This is a genomic window from Vibrio sp. 1401 (assembly GCF_033340295.1).
In genome coordinates this window covers 1-22,260 of the sequence record NZ_JAWOWF010000064.1, presented here as the reverse complement: position 1 = coordinate 22,260, position 22,260 = coordinate 1, and the positions used below count along the sequence as shown (strand labels likewise).

At 41.8% G+C, this 22,260-nt stretch carries 23 protein-coding genes and 1 pseudogene; 17 read left to right on the top strand and 7 right to left on the bottom strand.

The annotated features are described in order from the left end of the window. The 12 genes from R7Z77_RS22125 to R7Z77_RS22070 all read left to right on the top strand — a co-directional run. Window positions 1-682 (top strand): Tn3 family transposase (locus tag R7Z77_RS22125; protein ID WP_225468083.1); only part of this gene is annotated, 682 nt, incomplete at its 5' end. A 338-nt stretch (window positions 683-1,020) separates the two neighbouring features. After that, complete coding sequence (locus tag R7Z77_RS22120) at window positions 1,021-1,380, top strand: hypothetical protein (RefSeq protein WP_025624789.1); 360 nt, start codon at window positions 1,021-1,023, stop codon at window positions 1,378-1,380. 412 nt (window positions 1,381-1,792) lie between these two features. Then, window positions 1,793-2,632, top strand: a complete 840-nt coding sequence (yfbR, locus tag R7Z77_RS22115; RefSeq protein ID WP_181726410.1) for a 5'-deoxynucleotidase — start codon at window positions 1,793-1,795, stop codon at window positions 2,630-2,632. Further along, window positions 2,629-2,862: a hypothetical protein gene (locus R7Z77_RS22110; protein WP_014386769.1), complete on the top strand. Its 234-nt coding sequence runs from the start codon at window positions 2,629-2,631 to the stop codon at window positions 2,860-2,862. Before yfbR ends, R7Z77_RS22110 begins: the two co-directional genes overlap by 4 nt. An 83-nt stretch (window positions 2,863-2,945) precedes the next feature. Beyond that, on the top strand, window positions 2,946-3,332 hold the full coding sequence (locus R7Z77_RS22105) for a hypothetical protein (RefSeq protein WP_014386770.1): 387 nt from the start codon (window positions 2,946-2,948) through the stop codon (window positions 3,330-3,332). Window positions 3,333-3,418: 86 nt separating this feature from the next. Next, window positions 3,419-4,324: a hypothetical protein gene (locus R7Z77_RS22100; RefSeq protein WP_014386771.1), complete on the top strand. Its 906-nt coding sequence runs from the start codon at window positions 3,419-3,421 to the stop codon at window positions 4,322-4,324. An 82-nt stretch (window positions 4,325-4,406) separates the two neighbouring features. Then, complete coding sequence (locus R7Z77_RS22095; protein ID WP_014386772.1) at window positions 4,407-4,964, top strand: hypothetical protein; 558 nt, start codon at window positions 4,407-4,409, stop codon at window positions 4,962-4,964. A gap of 219 nt (window positions 4,965-5,183) precedes the next feature. Continuing rightward, window positions 5,184-5,744 carry a hypothetical protein gene (locus R7Z77_RS22090; RefSeq protein ID WP_014386773.1) on the top strand — a complete coding sequence of 187 codons (561 nt, stop codon included), beginning with the start codon at window positions 5,184-5,186 and terminating at the stop codon, window positions 5,742-5,744. A 149-nt stretch (window positions 5,745-5,893) separates the two neighbouring features. Beyond that, a complete protein-coding gene (locus tag R7Z77_RS22085; protein ID WP_014386774.1) occupies window positions 5,894-7,672 on the top strand; it encodes a toprim domain-containing protein in 1,779 nt (592 codons plus the stop codon). 312 nt (window positions 7,673-7,984) lie between these two features. Further along, on the top strand, window positions 7,985-8,536 hold the full coding sequence (locus R7Z77_RS22080; RefSeq protein ID WP_032073025.1) for a hypothetical protein: 552 nt from the start codon (window positions 7,985-7,987) through the stop codon (window positions 8,534-8,536). Between the two features lie 77 nt (window positions 8,537-8,613). Then, window positions 8,614-9,054, top strand: coding sequence for a hypothetical protein (locus R7Z77_RS22075; protein ID WP_032073026.1), 441 nt, complete (start codon window positions 8,614-8,616; stop codon window positions 9,052-9,054). Window positions 9,055-9,426: 372 nt separating this feature from the next. Next, the gene (locus R7Z77_RS22070) at window positions 9,427-10,881 is read left to right on the top strand and encodes an LPD1 domain-containing protein (RefSeq protein ID WP_014386778.1); all 1,455 of its coding nucleotides are present in this window, start codon (window positions 9,427-9,429) and stop codon (window positions 10,879-10,881) included. A gap of 2 nt (window positions 10,882-10,883) precedes the next feature. On the opposite strand, the gene R7Z77_RS22065 is transcribed toward R7Z77_RS22070, so the two are convergent. The 3 genes from R7Z77_RS22065 to R7Z77_RS22055 all read right to left on the bottom strand — a co-directional run bounded on the left by R7Z77_RS22065 (window position 10,884) and on the right by R7Z77_RS22055 (window position 13,117). Beyond that, window positions 10,884-11,177: a helix-turn-helix domain-containing protein gene (locus tag R7Z77_RS22065; protein WP_014386779.1), complete on the bottom strand. Its 294-nt coding sequence runs from the start codon at window positions 11,175-11,177 to the stop codon at window positions 10,884-10,886. Between the two features lie 825 nt (window positions 11,178-12,002). Then, window positions 12,003-12,773, bottom strand: a complete 771-nt coding sequence (locus R7Z77_RS22060; protein WP_101905927.1) for a hypothetical protein — start codon at window positions 12,771-12,773, stop codon at window positions 12,003-12,005. Beyond that, a complete protein-coding gene (locus R7Z77_RS22055; protein ID WP_014386783.1) occupies window positions 12,770-13,117 on the bottom strand; it encodes a hypothetical protein in 348 nt (115 codons plus the stop codon). Before R7Z77_RS22055 ends, R7Z77_RS22060 begins: the two co-directional genes overlap by 4 nt. Before the next feature lie 364 nt (window positions 13,118-13,481). Between R7Z77_RS22055 and R7Z77_RS22050 the strand changes: the two genes are divergently transcribed. Next, window positions 13,482-14,837 carry an SIR2 family NAD-dependent protein deacylase gene (locus R7Z77_RS22050; RefSeq protein WP_014386784.1) on the top strand — a complete coding sequence of 452 codons (1,356 nt, stop codon included), beginning with the start codon at window positions 13,482-13,484 and terminating at the stop codon, window positions 14,835-14,837. Window positions 14,838-14,928: 91 nt separating this feature from the next. Here the strand turns inward: R7Z77_RS22050 and R7Z77_RS22045 are convergent, their stop codons facing one another. Together R7Z77_RS22045 and R7Z77_RS22040 are read right to left on the bottom strand one after the other, a co-directional pair. Beyond that, a complete protein-coding gene (locus R7Z77_RS22045) occupies window positions 14,929-15,387 on the bottom strand; it encodes a hypothetical protein (RefSeq protein ID WP_014386785.1) in 459 nt (152 codons plus the stop codon). Beyond that, window positions 15,384-16,304: pseudogene (locus R7Z77_RS22040) on the bottom strand (hypothetical protein); the annotation flags it as partial. The pseudogene R7Z77_RS22040 and the gene R7Z77_RS22045, both read right to left, overlap by 4 nt. A 986-nt stretch (window positions 16,305-17,290) precedes the next feature. Between R7Z77_RS22040 and R7Z77_RS22035 the strand changes: the two are divergent. Genes R7Z77_RS22035 through R7Z77_RS22025 form a run of 3 tightly spaced genes read left to right on the top strand, consistent with a single transcriptional unit; the run spans window position 17,291 to window position 19,655 of the window. Then, window positions 17,291-17,839, top strand: a complete 549-nt coding sequence (locus R7Z77_RS22035) for a dual specificity protein phosphatase family protein (protein WP_014386789.1) — start codon at window positions 17,291-17,293, stop codon at window positions 17,837-17,839. 57 nt (window positions 17,840-17,896) lie between these two features. Further along, a complete protein-coding gene (locus R7Z77_RS22030) occupies window positions 17,897-18,865 on the top strand; it encodes a tyrosine-type recombinase/integrase (protein WP_014386790.1) in 969 nt (322 codons plus the stop codon). Between the two features lies 1 nt (window position 18,866). Beyond that, window positions 18,867-19,655, top strand: a complete 789-nt coding sequence (locus R7Z77_RS22025; protein ID WP_102558614.1) for a hypothetical protein — start codon at window positions 18,867-18,869, stop codon at window positions 19,653-19,655. Here the strand turns inward: R7Z77_RS22025 and R7Z77_RS22020 are convergent. Together R7Z77_RS22020 and R7Z77_RS22015 are read right to left on the bottom strand one after the other, a co-directional pair. Beyond that, on the bottom strand, window positions 19,652-20,140 hold the full coding sequence (locus R7Z77_RS22020) for a hypothetical protein (protein ID WP_159408528.1): 489 nt from the start codon (window positions 20,138-20,140) through the stop codon (window positions 19,652-19,654). The genes R7Z77_RS22025 and R7Z77_RS22020 overlap by 4 nt on opposite strands. Before the next feature lie 2 nt (window positions 20,141-20,142). Beyond that, window positions 20,143-21,093, bottom strand: a complete 951-nt coding sequence (locus R7Z77_RS22015; RefSeq protein WP_032073031.1) for a DNA-binding protein — start codon at window positions 21,091-21,093, stop codon at window positions 20,143-20,145. A gap of 259 nt (window positions 21,094-21,352) precedes the next feature. Here R7Z77_RS22015 and R7Z77_RS22010 point away from each other — a divergent pair, with 259 nt between their 5' ends. Continuing rightward, entirely contained in the window at window positions 21,353-21,964 is a 612-nt protein-coding gene (locus R7Z77_RS22010) for a DUF2913 family protein (protein WP_159408527.1), read from the top strand. Window positions 21,965-22,260 lie beyond the last annotated feature (296 nt).

Genomic DNA, 22,260 nt, shown 5'->3' with positions numbered 1-22,260 from the left:
CGCCTTACTGGATCTATGCGGTTACAGTTTTGCACCGCGATACGCGCAGTTCAGTAGTGTCATCAATGATCTGTTTGATGTGACTGAAAGTGAACAAGGCAGCACCATACTGGCGCTAAAGAAGCCTATCAGAACGAATGTTATTACAACGGGATGGCAAGATATCAGGCGTATTGTTCTGTCACTTCAGACAAAGCGGACGACACAAGCAATGCTGGTAAGAAAGTTGTCTGGTTACCCTTCTGGACACCCAATATTACAGGCTCTGACGGAGTATAATCGACTGGTTAAAGCGCAATATTTACTTGACTACATCGACGATGCCAGTTTGCGGCAGTATGTGCAACGTGCCCTGAACCGGGGAGAAGCATGGCACTTCCTTAGACGAGCCATTGCGTCGGTGAATGGTGATCAGTTCCGTGGCAAAAACGAGTCTGAAATCGCTATCTGGAATGAATGCGCAAGATTGCTTGCCAATGCGCTCATCTACTTCAACTCCGCGATACTGAGTCATCTTCTGGGACACTTTGAAGCGACAGGTGATGAAGAAAAAGCGGCTATCACTCGTGCTGTTTCGCCCGTTGCATGGCAAAATATCAACTTAAGCGGGACGTATAACTTCACCAATACCGGAAAATTGCCTGATATTAGTGAAATTACGAAGCCAATCGTGGATGATTAAGCTTGGAAACGAAAGTAACCCACAGCTGGAGGCTATATAATACAAAGCCTGTAGCATTCTATGTTACTTTAGAGGGGAAAATCCCTAGAACCCCAAGTTGGAGCAAAAAAAGTAGTGACCAAATCAGCGTAAAAGCATCAAGAAGGAATAGATCGTTATTATGACAGAGTTCTTGATACTCAGAATCTTATTAACGCTGCCAAAGTTGGTTTATTAAACGAAAAGCAATTTCTATGGGGAAAGTTATCCCTTAATTCTTAAACATGCTCTTTAACAATCAGACGTTGATTCATTCCTACCATAAGGCGTTTACCGTTATTTCAATCGCAGGAGGAATTATGAATAACGTATCGTCTGAAATGTTCACATCCCAAACAGCTTGCGGTCAAACCTTAATCCTTGAGGTTTTTGGTGAAGTCGGTGCAGTCAGTAAAATGACTTTAGGCAATCGGTTTTTCATTGCCGTTAAATGTTATCCGCTGAATAGTGATAGCCCTGATCAGGTTAATTGGTTTTTTGATTACTATAAGAACTATGCGTGGTTGTTAGATTGGCATGATTTGAAAAAGGGTTGGTTATGCTATCAAAAAGCACAAAAACAACGCTGTGATAGCGTGAGTAGTGCTTTCTGGAATTACTTTGAGGGTAAACGGATAAAGATGGCTGGTCGCAAAGGGGCTGTATTTAAGTGGGTGTGAATTTGGGGCGGAGAAATCCGCTCTAATCAACAACAAGAGGGAAAAATTCGTGCATCATTGTGTGGGATTTCTTCGAAAAATTTGACACTGATAATCAAGCAAAAATGACTCCACAATGAGATATTGAGAATCAAACGCCCTAAAAGGGCAAATAGACGTTTCGTGAACCATTTGGATTGGCGATAGACTAAAAAAAATGTCGGCTTTGCTGACGTTGAAAGGTAGCTGGCCTACAAGCAGCAACTACATTCTGAATGGAATACATTCCATCAGAAATCTGATTAAATATTTCGGTGTCAGGCCGAAAATACACCTCAAGAACAGTCCACAAGGACTCTCACAACTTAACCCACATGGGTACACGGGACCTATGTGGTAACTGTGTACCCTTCAAACTTCATTGGAGGATACTATGTCAAATTCAAACTATGGATTCCTAGCACTTGCTTTGCGTCAACGATTGATAAAACGCTGGTCACTGATGCATTCAGTACAGCCTGAATCAGTCTTGGAGCATAGTGCTACCGTTACGTTGCTTGCTCTTCTCGCTGGTCATGTCGCAAACCAAAAGGGGAACAAGGTCGATCTTGCCAAAATGCTTTCCCACGCAGCACTACATGATGTAGCCGAAGTTCTCTGTCAGGATGTTGTGACGCCAGTAAAAAAGGCTAATGACACTTTGGCGAGGGAGTTCGAGCGACTTGAAAAAGCTGCTGAGGAGCAGTTAATTCACACGCTACCTTTGGAGCTTCAAGGTGCAGTCGCGGAAGCATTTTCCCCAGGTGGCTATGAACAGCAACTGGTGAAAGCCTGCGATACCTACGCTGCATATATCAAGTGCAAACTTGAAGTGGCAGCTGGCAATGCGCTGGAGTTCCAAGATGCTCTCGACAAGATGATTGGCGTTGTATCTCAGTTGAAATCTGATTTCCCTGAGATCGAAGCAATAGATCAATGGTTCGGTGCTGGACTTAACTTGTCAGTAGATAAATTGCTGTCATGTAGCGATGACGAAGGTTGCTACATCAAATTTGTTACTGATCAGCGTCCGGGAGAGCCAGATATTCTTGCTGGAAATGAACAATCAGATCTTATTCTGACAGATCTCGAAGGCAAAGAGCTCAAACGAATCAAGCCAACTGCACCTTGGACTCATGAAACACTTTCCATGTTAACCATCTCTTCGGAATGGGCCTGTATGGGAGTTGAGGCATACCTTGGAAAGCAGTGGGTTGGGAGTACCGAAGTATGAATAATAATGACTTCAAACTAGTACAAAGAAATACAGATGAATGGGACAAAATGTGGAACGAATTGGCCCAACATCCATTAAATAATGGCGACGCGGTTTGTGAAGAGTCAGTTACTGGAGAGTGTTGGCAATACATGGGTACGCAAGGTGGTAAGCACAATTTTCGCCACCGCTGTCACCCTAAAACAGGTTGCCGCCAATACCTAGATATCGACGCTGTGACCGTATAAGTAAACCAATCTTTAAACCCTAACGGGGCATCAAAGCCCCTTTGGGGCCTTGGTGTCCCTCAATGACATATTTGGAGGATTCCATGTCAATTTGTGATGAAGCAATGTCTAAGGCCACTAACAAAGGCTATTTAATAACCGCAGAAGGCTGCACTCCAGTCGATATTCCAAAAGAAGACGGATTACAAACTATGTATAAGCTAATCGGCTGTAGCATGGTCCAGAGCTTTGATTGGGAGCTATCGAATGGAAAAACAGTCAGTCTTTATCTTGATGAAGAAGGACTGTTCAGTAGCGGTATCAAGCTCGGTTGTATATTACATGGTGCAGATTCACCTGTTGTAGGCAACATCATCGTGCTGGGTACTCCAGATTACAGCGATGGTGAAGGTTATGACACTTCTGCACCGGAAGACTTTGAAGAGCATCAGTTGATCGCTCGGAAAGGTCTTTTGGACATCTGTGCTTAACTATTAAATCCGAAATCATTAAAACCCTAAGGGGGCACCAATCCCTTAGGGGGAGGTGTCTCCTCAAAAAAAACAAGGAGATAGCTATGATTAAAACTCATTTCAATAACCAACTGAAAAAACTTGGCTACCCAGAAGGTCTGACAATCGAGTACAGCCTTAGTTACTGTCAAGGTGATGGTATGAGTTTCTATGGAAACCTCGATGAGGATGATATAGAGAAGCTTATGCTGCGAATTTATGACCCAAATACAGCAGGTGAAAACGCCGTACTTCGCGTAAAAAACCTTTTGGTTCGTAAAGAAGCATTATCTATGTTGGAAATATTAAGGGAAGCAGATATAGGATGTTGCAGAATGTCGATTGAGCGAAACTCTCATGGGCATCGGTACAGCCACTATAACTGCATGGATCTTTTTCATGAAGTCGATTTTGAAAGTTTCTCTGAGGAGCATTTTGAAGCGATTCGTGCCGCTGGTCTGGTAACAGGTGAAGTGACTGATGAGCACATCACTAGATGGCAAAGCATTTGGAACGACTTTGTGGGTCGTCTCGAACATGACATCAAATCTACATCCCAACAGCTTGAAGCCGAAGGCTATGCGCTGGTGGAAGGTACGCCATACGAAGAAGTTGTTTCCTGGGAGTTTAATACAGCTGACTACACAGTCCAGCTTAAAGAGCATCCCGAGCATGACTTTGATATTGGATGCTGGGACGAAGAGTTAGCATTACAAACAATACAGGATATTGTTGATGGTAAGCAGCGCTATCTGAGGTTGGAAGCTAAGATCCTCGACCGAGAGACGGAAGAGGAACTAGCATCTGAATCTATAGGTGGCCTGGTTATAGATGTTAATGACAGAAGTTATGGAAGTTACCGCCGCGAATTGGTCAGTAATGCCATAGCAGAAGTTCGTAAAATACAGCTCAAAAATGCTATATCAGAACATCATCAAATGCAGGAATCGTTAGTTCGTAAAGCGGCCTAACATTTTTACTTAACCCTAGAGGGGGGCTTGCTCCCCTTGTGGGGCAACCCCCTTCGATTTAAATAATTGAAGGAGAAACACTATGGGATTTTTTAGCTGGAAAACGTGTGATTCAAAAGAAAGCATCTCGAATGTATATTCTGGACGTCAAGTTCGCACTGTTTACTTACTACAACCTCATGGTCAGAAACCATTACAGGAAAATGCTTACGAGGGCTATGGAATATTTGGTGGAGTCAACGCCCATGTCTGGCTGGCAAAAGCAAACTTAGATAAGAACATTGCATCTGGAATGGATGACGAAACTTTGCGGATCATAGGGGTTTATCTGAGCTGTGGCTTTGATTTTTACCGAGATAAGAACAAGCAAGTTTATGCTTGTTCAGACAAGGTGATGGTGATAGAAGCTCTTGGCTTGTTTGACTTCCCGATTGTAAAGATAAATGGTTATGATGAAATGTTCACCGTCGATGGAGTATCTGGCACAATGGAACAGCATGAATGGAATGGACGTTTAACAAAGCAAACTCCGCCTTCAATTGCTTATCCTCTGAAATTTTCGTTTAACGAAAATGCGCGATATGAAGCCTATTCGGCATCAGAGTCGTGTGACAAGCAAGGATATTTCTACGATGATTAACAGTGAGGGGCGAAAGCCCCCACTTTCCCTTAGGTGTTATAGAGCACCTAACGGAAAGTGACGAATTCTACTCTCATTGAGAGTGAAGACGCGATAGCTGGTCGCTAAAAACAAACAGCATTCAATTTAAGTGAAAGTTCTCTTTCACCCTTCATAACCCAGTCGGGTACACCAACCCGACATGGGCCAGGTGTACCTGCAAACTGTAGGAGTACACCTATGTCTAACATTGCAATTCTGCAACATCTGCAACAACGTATGCTTGAAATTTCGAATGCGGAAAAACTACCTCTCCATTTCAAATCTAATTTGGAGATTGATGGTAAAGAGCTCGAACGTTTCAAAAGCAATCCAAGCGGTAAATTCGTTTGGTTACTGCGTCCTTCTGGAACTCAAATCGTTCCGGTCGGACTTGGCGTTAATCCCGTTCATATAACGTATTGGATCTGGTCAGAACAAGGACCAGAAACCAAAGCGTTTGTCGTGGATATCAACGCTGGCACCATAGAGAAGATTACTCATGAACAAGCAGAGAGCCTCATTATGATGCCTCCTTGCAAAATCTCTACTCTAATGAGTAAAGAAGAAGTAATCGAGAAAGTAGCTTACGTTCTCCGCGAAGGCGTAAACAGTAAGATTTGGGGAGCTTTTAACCCTCCATCTCTTGATGATTACGCTAAGTGGAATTGGATCGACTGGCTAACTTACTTCAAATCATCAGGTAATCACCTGATGCAATCCTTCTTGGGTAAGGCCATACGCAGAGTTAATGGTCAATAGCCCAAAATCAAACCCCAGCCGGGGAGAGCATCTCCGGTAGGGGAGCCTCCTTGGCTATTTTTTCCCGGTGTCGGGGTTTCCCTAAAGCCCCTGATACGGGGGGACTTAGGGAAGCCTCGATGTCGGGGTTTCAGCTAAGGAGAAACACTATGGATAACTCATATTTCTATAAAGCAGACGAAGTTCGTAGCCTCGCTAAGGGTCAATGGCTTTTCATTTTGGCGCATTTAATGCCTGAACTGGAACCAGCACTCAAAAAAGCGGGAAAGTCCCATGTTACATGTCCGTTTCATGGTGGAAAAAAAGACTTCCGTATGTTCAAAGATGCTCACGAAACAGGTGGTGCTATTTGTTCTTGCGGTTCTTGGCATGATGGCTTTGAGCTATTAAACCAAGCAAGAGGGTGGGATTTTACTGAATGCCTACAGCAAGTTGGTGACTTGTTGATGGCTCCAAAGCATTTCAAGCGTCAGCAAAGCTCCAATAATACAAGTTCACCGCGCCGAGCACAGCAATCTGCTCCGGCAAAAGTGAATAACACCAAATACGATCCAAATCGTCGCCCTAAGTATCAGGGCACTTTAATTGCTCACGGTCAAGCTCCTTACCAGGACGACCCGATAAATGAACCAAGCTATTTTGCTTACATTCGTTTATCAACGGGCAATGAACGTAAGATTTGGGGCGTTGATCTAGAAAGAGCAATCGGAGAATGCGGTGCTGTATATGGTGATGAAGTCACTCTCACAAATTTGGGACGTGAAGCTGTTACCGTAATGCAGCCTGTATTTGAAGAAGGCACTGGAGAGATCATTGGTGAGAAACCAGTTCAAACACATCGCAATACGTGGTTGGTTGAAGTGAAAACTAAGAGTGTTCGTACTGCTAAACCAGAGTCTGTAGCGCAGGCAAAGGTTTCAAACAGCAGCTATGTCTCTCACTCTGCTCCTGGTTCTTATAACGAAGAGTCATGGGCTGATTCAAATGTTCCGACAGAACAACATGAGGATAATCATTCTTCATGTAGCCCTGTTGAGCATCACCAAGAAGCCGTAGTTGAACAAGAACATTCAGAAAGCAAGGTTGTTCCGCTCTTTGCTGAGCAGTCAAAGCCTTGGTTGATGGAACTTCAAGAGGAAATGCAAAAGAGAGCTCAACGCGAACGTGTTTACAATGCTCGCCTTTGTGAAAAAATTGAGAAGATCTGGAATGAATGTTTGCCCTTTAACTGTGCAGCAGCTGAGCCGTTACGTGCCTATTTCGTCAATCGCAAACTTTTGTTTGCACATGATGTAGTAGAACAGACAGACAGCCTGCGATTCCACCCAAGTATGTCCTATTACGATGAAGATGGTAATGAGGTTGGAAAATTTCCAGCCGCAGTACAAGCCATCCGAGACGCGAAAGGAAACTTGGTTACTTTACATCGTACATATCTGACCAAAAGTGGTAAGAAGGCCAAAGTAGAATGCGCTAAAAAGATGATGCCTGTTCCTGATGGATTGAGTGTCACTGGCGGTGCAGTTCGCTTAGGTATGCCAACAGAAGGAGTATTAGGTTTGGCAGAAGGCTTGGAAACAGCATTGTCTGGGTTCCGTGCTACTCACATCCCTACATGGTCCACAGTGAATGCTACTCTTTTGGAAAACTTTGAAGTTCCAGACGAGTTAGACATCCACACTGTCGTTATCTTTGCAGATAAGGATAAGTCGCTAACAGGGGAACGCTCCGCAAATGTGCTGAAATCTAAGCTTGAAAAGCAAGGATATACAGTTCATGTGCTGTTACCTAAGCTGCCCATTCCACCTCGTGCAAAAGGTATAGATTGGAACGATGTCCTGGTAACTCAAGGACAGATGGGATTCCCGCCGATTAGTACACTCCGCGAGTTTATTGCGCGTAGGGCAGGTGCTTATGGGCGTGTATAACCTAGCAGAAGTAAACACTGAGCCAGGTAACGAAGCTACTTGTCCCTTCTCACCTCCTTTGGGGTGGGAAGGTGATGAGAGCGCCTATCTAGAATTGATGCGTCAACGTTACAAAGACAGAAACTTCAACCAATTAATAATTGGAACTGTCTGGTGTTCAAAAAAAATGGACATACATTACTCTGGGCCGTTTGCAGAACAGGCAGCTCAGATTGTTAATAAACTCCGGTAGCATTTTAGCTACCGGACCATCTAATTACTGAGGGGAACCAAACCTGATGGGTCTGTTCGTCTCACCAAAGGAGAATAACTATGGATATGCCGCAACATCTTCGAAACCCAATGGTAGTTGAAGATGCAATGAAAAAAGCTGAGCCGCTTGCAAAGCAAATGGGGCTTAGTTCTATACCTGACGACATGCTTGAGTTGATCTGTCCGAACTTAACTTTCGCAGGACAATTCACGCCAGGGCTTTACGCAAGATTTCAGAGTGTGAAGCAACTACTGAAATCACTATCGGAACAACACAAACCTAAGCATGGCCATATTGTGAATTTAACGACACAATATGCGAGTTACGAAGAAGCAGTCTTGCTTTTACGTGAAGGTGAAATCAGAGGTGAGAATTTGATAGCTTCTGTGGGTGGAAAAAACCTAGATGATTTCGATATGCGAGATTATGGCATAGCGATGCATGTTGGCTGCGGTGGACCATTTAACCCCATTACTGATAAGCATATTCAAACACTATTCGAGTTCGATATGTTTGAGACTACTTATAACTTTTGGGGAGCTTATTGTGGTAATGGAATGATTGAAGTTACTGTTCCAATGAAGCGATGGTTTTTAACTTTGAATGAATAAATATTAATTTTTCAGTTTAACCCTGGAGGGAGATGTGCCCTCTAGGGGCTCTCTCCTTAAAAACTAAGGAGATAACAATGATTAAGTATATTTTTAACACTTCATTAAGGCAGGAAGTGATTATTGATACCGATAGCAATATTGATGGATATCAATACCACTATATTAATGTTGTTGAACACATTGCTTCTGGTGGAGAGGTTCAAAGGTTTTATCAGGCTGTCGTTGTAAAAAAAACTAGTAGTCTTACTTACCACGATAGTTTTGCTACAGACTGGTTTTTGATTAAAAACAATAAACTTTATGTTTGTACTGATGAAAATGGGGAATGTCTTGTTGAATATAGCTCTGAGCATGAAGGCGAAACATTGCCCCTGACTCCTTTTTCCCGAATTGAAATATGTGTAAATAAGAAGGACTCGGCAATTGGATACGCCGTAGCTGAGTTCGCAAAAAGTGTTATAGACAGGGTATTCAATGTCAATGTTGCAAGTATCCCTGTCGTTAACCTGGGATAGTTCAAAAGCGCAGGGGGAAACCCCTCGCTTTCCTAAGCATCCTAAACAGGTTTCTTAGGAAAGTGCCTTGAGCGCTGATGTGCGATAGCTGGTCGCCATAAATAAACAGCATTAATTCACTTTTTATAACCCACGAGGGTACATCACCCTCTTGGGGTTGGTGTACCCATTTGAAAGGAGTACACCATATGAACCAAGCACTTCAATTGAACCCAACTCAAGTACGCGAACAAGCATCGGTAAGAAGGCTGGATTTTTAAGGCTTTGTTCATGCATTATAAATCTGCCGAGATTGGGCATTTCCGCGTTAGTTAACTAAGTGTTCTCTGGTGTATAAGTGTAATTCTATAGTAGAACCAAGAGTCTTATTATATGGGCAAGTTAGACGACACCGGAGAGTATTTACCTTTTGCAAAGAAGCATTTGGTATTAGGGAAAGATAACGGCGACACAAACATTAGCCTTAAATCAATTTGGCCGGAACCTAATTGGCAAGAATTGTGTGATGATGGTCTGTCAGTTGAAGTATGCGCATATTTATCGGTTTACTATTCTGGTTGGAGGAATAACCCCCGTCCAGCTCAGCCATCTGTCAGTCAAGAGCAATGGACAAACGCATACGAAAAATCACTACTTGTTTTGCAAGAGTTGTTTGAAAACGTAGCTGACAATGATGATGTAAAGTTGCTACCGGAACGATTTCGGAGTCGGATGGGTATCCCTAAGAAAACTGGTAGGCAACATATTAGAGATGTTTACCCATTGTACGCTGTTGGTAGAGGTGAAAATAGAACCTACAAAACTCCGTTTGCCTTGACGCTACGACAATCATCTTTAATTCATTTGCTGCCAAAATTAGGGTGGCCTTATACAATCAAGCCATACAATGTTGACCTATTTCCGGTGGCCTTCGAGGGGGGATTCTACCGACTGTGCTCGATACAAGGAAAACGGTTTGTATATAAAGAAACAGAAGAGTTCCCTAACAAATTCAAAAGTGAAACGGATGCTATAAATGCATTACGTTGTCACATGAATTTAGATGTATCGCCCTATATCCCCAGAAAGAAAATCGAAACGATAAGAAACATACAGCTCAGCTATGATGTTACACCAGAACAATTCATAAACACGTTCAATTTTAGAGGAGTTCAGTTTGGGAGCTCTATGCCAGACAAAGAACGTCAACTGTTTGTAAACAATAGCTTTTATGCATTCAAGGTATTAGCTCATATATTAGAGATACCAGACGGATGGATAGGGCTTGGAGGACAACTTGGCATAGCTTTCGGCGCAAGGGGGCAGGGGAAAGCAAGCGCCCATTATGAGCCAGACCTAAATATCATCAATTTGACTCGGCGGAGTGGACCTGGTGCAATTTCTCACGAGTGGTTCCACGGAGTTGATGCTCTTCTGGCAAGGTCTAGAGGATATGAGGGTAAATTGATCAGTGAGTTTATTACTGGCGTAGACATGGAAAACGCACCTGATAAGTTCAGGAAAAACATTCTCCTTATGAGGAATATCATTACTAAGCAACTTTGCTCTGGTACTAAGTATTTCAATCAATCACAGAAACTGGCAGGCCAGAAGGGAGCGCGAAAATACTGGATAGAAAGAAGCGAGATGTTAGCCAGGGCTTTTGAAGCTTTTGTCCAGGACTCACTTATAAGCAAAGGAATAAGTTGTGATTGGCTTGTTATGGACACTTTACTTTCAGATGTGCCTAAAGAACATCATGACAAGCATCCTTACCCGCAAGGCGATGAACGCAAGAATTTAAACTACTCGATGTTTAATCTAATGAAAGGGATTTGGAGTAATTAGGTTTAGCTTCTTGATAAAAAGTAGTCGAGTAGAGCACCTTTTCTAATCTCCTTTTTTTTAAACTGATCAAGCATATAGAAAAAATCAACATGATCGATACCATACAAGTCAAGGAGAGCTAATGCATCAAATAGGTCAATCCCAGTATGACCATTTTCGAACTTGGAAATGAAAGATTGGTTAACACCGATATGGTTGGCCGCGTCAGCCTGAGATAAGTTGCTTTTTTTCCGAAGCTCCTTAAACAGGTCACAGACAAATAAATATTCACTTCCTCCTTTCTGATAGAAATTCACAAAACACCTTGAAAATTATCTAGTCCACGAGTTACGCATGAACATGCGCGTCAACGAAGCGACAAAATTGGATTTCTCTTGATCATTCATCCGGGAAAAGTTGGCAAGATACATTTCCCGTTGAGTTACGATTGTCATTAGATTTGCCTCTAGCGGAGATGATGAGTCAATCAATAACTGAATGCGTTCAGGGATCTCCTCGGCAGTGCTAATGTCAAAATTTGTATTGTTTAACAAGAACATGCTGTTTCACCCATAAGAACCCCGTAGGATTATACACCCAAAGGTCAATTATTCCGAGTGGAATAATTCGCAAGACTTTAGCCGAAAACCAACCGGATTGGCTGGTGGTGAAATATGCAACCTGAGGGAGGACTTTTTTGTCGCCACAAGCCAATGTTCTCGCATAATAAAGTTTGTACATAACGGGACAGTAAATCAGTTAGTTGCGGTAGTTGGTACAATATAGTTTGTACACTAATAGGAGTAATCGGTTTGCTGCACCCTTTAGTTCTGTCTGCACCTTGCGGTAAGTCATACCTCTAACACCATGTTTTAGTTGGCCTTAATAACTACTGTACAAACTTTATTATCCCAATCTTGGCTTTGTGTACAAACTTTCTGGCCTCTGTACGAACTACCAACACAAGTGGGTTCTGAAATAAATCTGGAAAGGTTTGAGTGGTAAGGCTTGTTAGCTTTTTCCAGAAAAATATCGATTCTTGGCCATTTTTCTAAAAATGGAGCACTGATGATACCACTTTCCAGAAAACTGACTAAGGGAATACGATTATTTTTGCCTTTAACAGTTTTTACGCGATACCGTTATCGGACATAGTTATCAGCCCATAAGATACTGTAATTATTCTCAATGCAATAATCCAACATATCTTCGAAGGTATGGATGTGCTTTCGAGTCATGTCTGAATGTATGTTTTTGAGTATAATTACTCCATTATCAATGCTAATTGCCTTGTGCGGGTTAGTTACCACGCTGTCAATGTGAGCAAATTCAACCTTAGCGTTGTTATCAATGCATTCGCCAGTAAATTCGCACTGTGTGATTTTATAGTGTTCAATTCGGGATTTTTTTAGTTGTGGTCGATATCGCTCCACTTCATCAGCGTATAAATTATGATAATCGCGTAGCGTTGGATGATAAATTAAGTACTCTACCAACTGATGTACGTATCGGAGGTACAGGTTTTGCCGTTGATTTCTCCGTGAAGAAATGTGAATTCTCGCCTCAATCAATGCTTTAAAGTCAAAGCCAGATATGCACCTATCTCCATTTATCGTATGACTTCGGGTAGGTGAGACTAACCTGCCATAGCCATTGCGTATCATGGAATGTTCTGCTCCAGAATTGCCAGTACGCAACAAGATATTTATCTTATCGATGTTAATGAAAAGTTCGCCAGCATTACTCGTTCTTGTCGAGTCTAAGAAAGCATTTCGAATACTGGTCAATGTGCCTTTATCTAAGCTGTCGATCAATGCTGAGGCTAAACGGTGCTGTTCATGCAACTCCTCTGAGGTGATACCCAGTGAATTCAGGTATTGATATCTGATCTCGGGTGGATTAAATGAACTCATCCCAATTTCCCCAAAGTCAGTTGAGCAAATGCTGTCTTGATGTTTTGAGTTACTTCCTTTGCATCAATCCCCATCTCGGCAAGCTCTTCGCTTTTAGACTCATGAAATAAGGCTAAATGTAGTTTTCTCAGGTCGCGTGCTCTTGATATATCTTTCTGGTGAATGGGTCGAAACTGTAAGTGTGTATCGTAGATATTGGTTTGATACTCGCAGAGTTGCGAATAATAAAACGCTAATTCATGCAACCGACTTTGAAAGTAACGAGTATTTGGCCCGTCGCTGATGATCGCTTGCTTTAGTTTTTCTTGCATACCTGTTTTGGATATGGGTTGAGTGTTGCTCAAAACCGCCCCCTATAACTTCAAGTTGATGATTGTCTGATTTTACAACGCTGGAATCGATAAGATGTTACGATTTGCAAGGTTCAATTTTCCCCTTTTAATCAATTGATTGTTTTGGTTTTCGTAAGAGGGGAGTAAGTTTACCTTAGCACTTTCCAGAACTGTGTCTATGCAATAATTAGTGACATATAAAAGAGTCTGTTTTATGCCTTATGTTGCTTATTTTTTCTTTTTAGTATTTGACTGTCTAAATCTACAGATTATGTGCTTGTCAAAATACTGTCTATAGCGTCAGAATGGTTGAATATAAACTACAAGCATATCTGTCTAAGAGGGCTTAGGTAAGTGCAATTTGAGAGGGAGATCGATGATTTACGAGCAATATAAAGAGTCTGTTAAAGCAGACATCGAAGCCTGTATGGAAAATTTACAAGTGCAGCCCATTTTGTTTGTTGGCTCAGGCATGTCTCAGAGGTATTTTGATGCCCCTTGCTGGGATACTCTAATGCTTGATTTAGCTGAGCGTTGCCCTCTTATCACAAAGCGCTTTGCTTATTATCAGCAGCAGTACGCCAAGGATAATACAAAAATTGCATCTGTTTTTGCTGACACTTATTCAGAGTGGGCTTGGGAGGATGGGCAAGATAAGTTTCCCAATGAGATGTTTGAACCTGAAGTAACTAAAGATAGTTATATCAAGTATGAAGTGGCTTCTTATATCAATGGTTTAGCTGACAAGTTTGATGTTAAAGCTAATGCTTATAGAGATGAAATTGAATCACTTAGAAAGGTTAAGCCCCACTCTATTATTACAACAAATTACGATGATGCCTTAGAGAAAATTTTTCCTGACTATCATAAAGTTGTTGGACAAGAGATAGTGAGAGCCAATTATACTTCTTACGGTGAAATTCTCAAAATGCATGGCTGTTCATCTCAATATGAAACGATTGTTCTTACAGCCGAAGACTATACTGACTTCAATAAGCGGAAAAAGTATTTAAGTGCTAAATTATTGACTTACTTCGCAGAACACCCACTCTTTTTCTTTGGTTATAGCGCTACAGATACCAACATTAAAGGTATTTTGTCAGATATCGACGAGATCCTTGCGCCTAATGGTGAGTTAATACCAAACATCTATATGGTGTGTTTTGAACCAGATTCAGAGAATAAGCGCGATCTTCCAACAGAACAACTAGTTACTATTGATGCGACGAGAAGCGTTCGACTAAAGGTTATTTATGCTTCTGGCTTCAAGTGGATTTTTGATGCTTTGTCATCTTGCACTCCTGAGATAACGGTAAACCCGCGGCTTATCCGTTCCTTGCTTGCTCGGACGTATCAGCTAGCAAACTCAGATCTACCTAAGCAGGAATTGCCCTTTAACTTTAAAATGCTTCAGGATATTGAGGAAAACTCTGAGAAATTACCAACTTTATTTGGAATAACCCACCTTACTGATGTTCAGGCATTAAACGCTAATTTTGATTACACTTTGACTGATGTTGCTAAGGCTTTGGGGGGGAGTTATTGGAACCACGCAGAGCAACTGCTCAATAAGATATGGGAGGATAAAGGAGTCAACATTAAAAACTCTGATAATAATTACCATCTCTCGATAAAAACGGGAGCAAAGTCCATGACTCACAAATACTCGCAAAATGCCGTAGATTTGCTTCAAAAAGTCCAAAATGGCGAAGAGTATAATTTAGATTTGTAAATGTTTTTTGTATGACCTGCGCAACCTAAGTAAAATCTTCTAAACCCTTTGGAAGTTCAGGTCATAAGCATTAAAGTCATGCAGATGAAGGCTACTTTATTTGTATAATTTTCGTCTTTTTCAGTTCAGCCAATTGTGCTCTAAGGTTGGTGTTTTCAAACTCTAACTCTTCTTTATCACTAAGAGCTTTAACGAGTCTGTCATTCAGATGATGCTGAGCTGCTGCAAAGTCTGCTAATTGCTGCCTAACGGTATCATACTTCTCTTTGTAGTTTTGCTTGATACGCTTTTGTTCGTTTAGCTTGGTGCGTACAGTCTGGATCTCTGGTTGGACTATTTCACCTTTGCCTGTCGCAATTTCAGCTTTGGTCTGTTTAACCTTCTCAACAAAATCAGGGTAGTAATAGCCACTGCCATTACCCAAATTCGCCTCTTCCTCGACAGCTCTAACACTAAGTTTACGGTGAGCGGGAATACGTTTAGGTTTTCCTTGTTTAATGCGCTCTAGAGCTGCCTCTAATACTAATAGTGTATTTTCGCTCTTGCTCATAAGTTAGCTACCTCCAAATCAGGTTCAAAAGGGGTAAAGGACATATCAAAGTCAGCCATGACTTTCTCTGCGGCTCTTACTTGAGTGACATAGTGGCTATGTTCACTTACCGAAATTTCTTCGCCAGATTCCATGTAAGCAACTAGACTGCGGTGCTTTTTCTGCCACCACTTAGCCTGCTGCTCGTCAATGATGCTACTTCCAGAGCCACAATCAACACAGAACTGGGGAGTGACCACACCGTCCATATCGCAATCATAACCAGATTTGCAATAGCTGTGCATTGAACCATGCAGTGTCAATTTGCCATCCTTTACTGCTTTATAGATAACGTCCCATGAGCTATAAATGGTCGGCACATCCCCTCGCATTTTCATGATTGCTTTGCCATGAGTCCCTGATAGCGTTTCATCAGAATGCCACTGTCTAAAGATTTTATTCGCGGTGGTTTCTGCATTGATTTCATCGAGTGCCTTTTGCACTTTCTCGTCCACTTTCAGGTCCCGTAGGCTCGCAAGTTTGCCACCATTGGTGTACCACTCGGTCATCGAGAGGTAGAGGTGCTTAAATTGTTGTTTGAGCGCAACCAAAGTACCTAGACGGTTTTTGATGCAGTAAAAAGCCAAGGTACGCCTAAACTGATGGGGTGTCATGTGCCATGGTTTTCCAACAATTACATCTTTTTTTACACGACTTGGTGAGCGAGGATTCGACTCAAGGCATTCAACGAAATCCTCTTCGGTTACAATGAAATTAAACTGATTACAAAAACGCTGTAGTCGGTGATTCCAGCCTGTAATCAATGTTGGGGGCTTGGAGCGGTATGCTTTATTTACCCAAATGGAGTCTTTGTATTTTTTATCTGGGTAAGTGGTTTCTTTGCGCCATTCTTCAGTTAATGTGGTCACAAACTTTATTGTTCCAAGACAGCCAATAACTGGTGTAATATTAACCTTAAATTCTCTACTTACGAAAATGTACCTTTTCCAAAGTAGAGCTTGTAAAATTTAAAGGTCGAATAGTTTGCGACTCACTTTTCGCGCACGAGGGGCATAAAGTCACGTATAAGCACCTTTTTGAGTGGATAAAAGGAACGATAGCCGTCCTATTCTAAAACCATGATATACCGGGTGGTTTAGCAGTGGCGTTATCCATTTTGGCGAACTCTATTCTACATAGAGTTGTATGTTGGCAAACTTTATTTTACCTACACACTTTTATTTTCATATTTCGGCACAACAAGGTACGGAGGCGGAAAATCGTGGATTTAACTGAAATGGCACTAGTAGCAGCAGTACTTTCAACTCTTGGTTTTGCAGTTACCCTTATACGGCATGTCTTGTTTAAAAGGGAGTTCTATAAACTAAAAGAGGACATGAAAAAACATACTCTTGAGCACGGTGTTAACGAGGAGCTATGGATTTTATTTGTTACGCGGTCACGGAAGATGCTTAGGTTCTGGAGGTAACATATGCTAAATAAAACAAAGTTTGAAAAAGTTCTAAGTAGAGTGATCAACAAAAACAGCGCTCGTTGCTCAAAGTGCAAGCGAATGTTTACTCAGCCATGTCATACCTTTGGTGGTCTCGATGCAGAGGGCAAAGTTCATAATGTAGCTCTATGCTGTAGAGACTATATTGTAGACATGCGCCATTATGGTGTTTATACAACCCTTCCAGTTAATACAGCAGAAGGTGAACGCCAGGCCAAAGAACTATTAGATTCCCACCCCAAAGACGCAAGCAGGTATTGACTGTTCTAGTGAAACAGCGAGCAAAACCAAGATTGCACCAAACGAACAAAGAGTAAAAGTAATTAAAAAACAGCCAGATACAAAGCCGTTCTAACAAAACAAAGACAAAATTCCCTTTATTGTCCCAAAAGAACACTCGAAGAGAAGCCAATGTGTAACGGAAAAGTTATTTTTGTTAGCCAGAGAGAGGCTGAGACTATTCACCCAGAGCCCGGAGTAGCAATGATTTCTATCACCGATCCGGGAAAACCTTTAGCTGAACTAGGTTCCTGGGAGCTGATATACAGAGATTCTTTTTTTGATGGAGGCTATAGTGAAGACGCTATCCACATCCATAAAGATGAGTTTCGAATGCGCTATTGTTCTTATATTGATTCAGAACAGGCAGAGAAACTAAAAAATTTCATATCTCAACTAATCTCTTCTGGAGTGAATAAAATCTACGTTCACTGCTATTTTGGTCGTTCACGCAGTGGAGCTGTTGCTAAATACCTGGTGGATCAGTTCGGTTTTGAAAGCAATAAACCAATTGAGAGCCCAAATATGACTGTATATAAATTGCTATGTAATCCAGTACGGTTTGAACCCTTGATCCAGCAATATGAACAAGCTGCTAAAGCTCCTAAAGAAGAAAAGCAACCAACAATATCCCAGAAGTTCGTAGATTTATTGATGGTAGCTTTAGGGCTTAAAAAATAATCAGTGAATGTGGCCCCTACTCTCGATACAACGTGCATGAAAAGAAGAGAAACCAACATGGAATATCACGCTAACAACATAATAACTGCGGAACAACAAGGAGAGCTGATCACCGCAGAACAGATTAAGAGCAGTATAAAAACTAACGCGGCATCAGCCTATTTACTTAGTCTCCGCTCAAAGCTTAGCCGTCAAAAAATGGGTTACTTCCTGAATAATGTAGCCAAAATGACGGGCAACCAAAGCATGTTTCATTGTGACTGGGGGACAATGAGACGCCACCATGTCCAGGGTATTATTGACTTGCTTATTGATGCAGGAAGAGCTCCAGACACCATTAACACCTATCTTGCTGGGTTAAAAGGCGTCGCTCTTGAAGCATGGACAATGAAGCAGATTGATATGGAAAGTTATCACCATATCAAGCAAATAAAGAATGTGCGTGGCGAAAGAATTCCCAAAGGGAGAGCGCTAGAACGTCATGAAGTTGCCCAGCTTTTCAAAGTGTGTGATGAAGACTCACGATGTAAAGGAGTTAGAGATAGTGCAATTTTTGGGGTGCTTTTAGGCTGCGGTTTAAGGAGAGGTGAAATAGTGGCCCTAGATCTAGGCCATATAAATTGGCGAGAACAAGCAATTACAGTTATGGGTAAAGGTAATAAAGAACGATTGGCCTTTATGCCCGACGGAACGCTTAGAAGATTAAAATTGTGGGTTAATGATGTTCGAGGTGAACAGCCTGGGCCTCTTTTTCCAAGAATTCGACGACATGATGATGTACAAGACAGTCGAATGACAGATCAGGCAATCTACGAAATCTTGAGAACTCGACGAATGGAAGCTGGGTTAGAGCATTGCTCTCCTCATGATTTGCGTCGGACTTACGCGAACGACTTATTGGAAACTGGCGTTGATATCATGACCTTAAAGGATATGATGGGACATGCTAGCGTTACTACCACTCAAAGGTATATTCGCATCAAAGATGAGCAAATGCGAAATGCAAGTAAGAGGTTGGTAATTTAACATGCTCGTATCATTTCTGACATGGTTTTTAGTTGGTTTGCTGCCCATTGTGCTGGTGGTCATTATTCAAAACCTTATTGGAAAGTTGTTAACCCCTATTGCGCTTCGCAATAAAGCCAGCCGGGGGGTGTACTTAGCTACAGCAGCTATTGGAGTGCCTATTCATGAACTCAGTCATGCTATTGCGGCGTTCCTTTTTCGGCACCGAATAACCAAAATAAAGTTTTTTGAATACACAGCTGGGCATGGCCGCTTGGGATACGTCGAGCATCAATGGAACGTGTTGTCACCGTTGCAAAATGTCGGGCTTTTCTTTATTGGTATTGCTCCTTTGATAGGAGCTGGTGCAGTCATATACTTAACTACAAAGCTAATGCTTCCAGGCTTATTGGATACGCTGGCTTGGCGCATAGTAGAAATTCCTATGGGAATAACGGGCGATCCAGTCAAAGATGCTTTCTATGCTGTGCAGTACGGCATTTCTGGTGCTGGTATTGCGATTCTTTCCGTGAGCTCGGAGCCTCAGTTCTGGCTCTGGATGCTGATCAGCAGCGTTGTGGCGTTTCACTCGACACCAAGCAAAGCTGATATGCAGAGCGCATGGAAGGGAGCGATAGCCGTAGGAGTGTTATTAACGGGGATTGTCTTCATTTTCGAGGCTTATTATCCACTAACCGAAATGGTGGTTGGTTATTGGCTTTACAGTGTATCTATTATGTCTGCCACAATTGTATTTTCTATGCCTTGGTGGGTAATATTGCTGATGATCGCTATGGTTTCAAAACGCTAGCTCTCTGTTTTTTTAGCTGTTCTCTCAAGCAAAGCGCTTTGGCGGAGTATTGCCAACACATCAGCAACCGTCATTTTCCATCCCATAGCAAGACGTCGAATGATAAACGAACCTAATTCAGTACGTTCTTGCGGATTAAACAAACACTGTTTAACCTGCCCTGCTTCTGATAAGGATAGTGAAATCCCTTCGGGTCCATTATGTTGTAATTTGAAACCTTTGTTACGCTTAGAACCGTGATAAGCCCCCTCAGATAAACGAGCAAGGCCGAACAGTACCTGAGTAAAGCTGGTAAGCTCATACCTTGTCAACTGGACGGAAATTTTTTCCTGCCAGTTTGCATCAGTGCCAAGAAGTGGCGCAATCTCGATTGTGACCGAAGGATATTCATCCTTTTGGGTCTCTGTATACTGGAACTGAACTACAACACGCTGGTATTTGTTATAGATTTTAAAAGCTTCACCAAACAATTTAGTTTCGCTCATAACTAATCTTTCACCTCAAGTTGCGACAATTTTTTCTTTGTACTGATATGAGCTTTGCGTTCGGAATTCAAATCAGATTCAAGTTTGCTTTTTGCTTTTGAAGTGGCCGCGTGAGCTGCTTTTTCGGTATCGAGAGCTTCGCTAATTGTCTCCAGTCGCCCCAACCCTTTCTCTGATTGCATAAGCCGCTCTTGAAGATGGTTAACTCTATCCTGAGTTGTTTGATGCGATTCTTTCTCTGCTTTTAAAGATTCACGGAGTGCTTCATTTTGAGCACTTATAGTCGCGTTTTGTGTTTCTGCTTGGGTGAGTTTTTCGCGGATATCTTTTAACTCAGAGCGTAGTTGTTCACGGTTAGATTGAGCCTCTTCTACCAGCTTACTGCTGTCCTCAAGACGCATCTCCGCTTTGGCTAAGTCTGTGGTTAATCGGTCAATCTGAGTTCGATGTTCAACAATCACCCTACTCTTTTCTTCTAGTTGATCACGCAGTGTCTGTTCAGTAGTAGTCCAAGATGATTTGGCCGCTGCATGTTGTTCGCTATGTTCCTGTGCCAACTGTTCTTTCTTTTGAACTTCAAATTGAAGGCGCTCTATTTTGCTTTCAGCATCAGCTAAGGCAGAAAGAGCCTCTGCTTCGGAACTTTTAGCAGCACGTAGCGTTTCTTCAAAGCGAGATTCAATAGCAGTTTGAAACCTGCCCATCTCTTTCATAAATGAGTCAGCAAATGCATCACTGAATCCCATTGATTCCATTAAATGAGCCTGGGATGCTTCGAGCTCTTCACGCCACTGCCTAACAAAGCCTAGAGCCGTTCCTTTGGAACCTCTGCCAAGTTCTGCGATCACTCGATTGCCGCTTATCTTTTCTCCGGAAGCATGTAGACGGTCACAGACACCTTTTACGTCTGAATAAGTCAATGCAGGACTTTGTTGCCGCTTTTCCATAATCATTTCTCTTCAAAAAAATCAAGTATACCGTCAATAGTATGCCAAATACGGTACAGTTACAAACAAGTGTACCTTTAATACGTTAGAATTGAATGGCGGTACAGTTTGATTGTTTTGCATCTAGATAAATAATCATAACAGACTGATATTTAAGGATGTTATTATGGTTTAAATCGAGAATGAACAGGTTGTAAGGTGTACCGATTACTGTACTTTCGGTACACCAGTTCTAAACCAACTCTTTAAGTGCGAGGTGTGATAAATGAGAAGAAAAAGTGGTGATTATCCACAATTGGTAAATGACTTAGTAATCAATACATTGTTACACCTTTATATGGAATGTAGCGATACACGTCGGTTTGTGCCTCTCCACCAGCGAAATGCGATTGTTATGCGTTATCTGAAATCCTTACTCAAAAAAGCAGCATACAAGGAGACAAGAAAAGATATTAAAGCTCTTATTTACGCTGGGCAGAAAGGTGACAAGTTGGAAGAGCAATTGTGGAGGCTCAAATCTCTTGTTAATAATTATGGCAATGATGTTGAAAAGTTTTACGGATTCCTCAACTTAATTGAGAGTACGTTAGCTATTTACAGTGAGTTATTTAAAGAAAATACTGCTGTCGTTTCGAATAGAGTTTATTTGTTAGCTGATCACATTGATAATGGCTTTGACGATAATGGGAGGCAAGTAGCCCCAATTGCTCTATCTGTGAACTCTTCAAAATGGAAGCAAATACCAGCGTTGGCCGAAGAACATGGTCATTTCTATATTGAGATTCTTGATAGTGATGAGAGTAAAGCAAACCTTTATGTTCACCCTGCCGCAATGAAAAGAGCCGTTCACAAAGAACATGAAAAGGAGTGTGACTGATGGCAGTGTAGGATGCAAACCGCTACTACACTGCCCTGAGTGCTAAGTTCAAGCACGATGTTTAGCTTTGAGGTTTTTCACATGCTTAAAGTTAGTTTTAAGCCCCTTTTCTAAACGTGCAGACTCTAGACTCTCATAAACACTATTAATGTCGATAAAAGAGCTTTCCTTGGATTGTTCATAAATGGGGTTCTAGGGATTTTCCCCTCTAAAAAGACATAATCCTCTGTAGACCACACCAATAAATGGCTGCGGAGGTGGGTTACTACTTATAAGTGTGGCAAATTAGGTAAATA